General features: G+C 65.9%; 1 protein-coding gene. It reads right to left on the bottom strand.

The window, feature by feature from the left end:
• A partial coding sequence (locus EN850_RS33595; RefSeq protein ID WP_189591277.1) for a sodium/proton-translocating pyrophosphatase occupies positions 1–335 on the bottom strand: 335 nt, incomplete at its 3' end.
• Between the last annotated feature and the right edge of the window lie 111 nt (positions 336–446).

The raw sequence follows: 446 nt of genomic DNA, 5'->3' as shown, positions 1-446 counted from the left end.
GCAGCTTCGGCGGTGCGCACGTTGGCGCGTACCGACACGTTCATGCCGATGTAGCCGGCTGCGCCGGACAGCACTGCGCCCACCGCAAAACCAATCGCGGTGTACCAGCTGAGGAAGATGCCGACCAGCACGAACAGCACCACGCCGGCGATGCCGATGGTCAGGTACTGGCGGTTGAGGTAGGCGCGCGCGCCCTCCTGGATCGCGGTGGCGATCGCGACCATGCGCTCATTGCCGGTGGGTTGGCGCAGGATCCAGCGCGCCGAGACGATTCCGAACAGGATCGCGAGAATGGCGCAGCCCAGCGCCAATGACAGCCCGTGACGTTCCAGCATTAGACCCCTCCGCAGAATGGATGTAGGCATCCAGTGGCGATGAACGGCACCACGAGGGGGACGACGGGCTGCAGCCTGGAACCAACCCGTACCGACCTTGGCGGTCGTCCG

This window comes from Mesorhizobium sp. M8A.F.Ca.ET.207.01.1.1 (genome assembly GCF_004794715.1).
GTDB lineage: Bacteria > Pseudomonadota > Alphaproteobacteria > Rhizobiales > Rhizobiaceae > Mesorhizobium.
The sequence above is the reverse complement of the archived record's forward strand: the minus strand, read 5'-3'. Positions and strand labels throughout refer to the sequence as shown.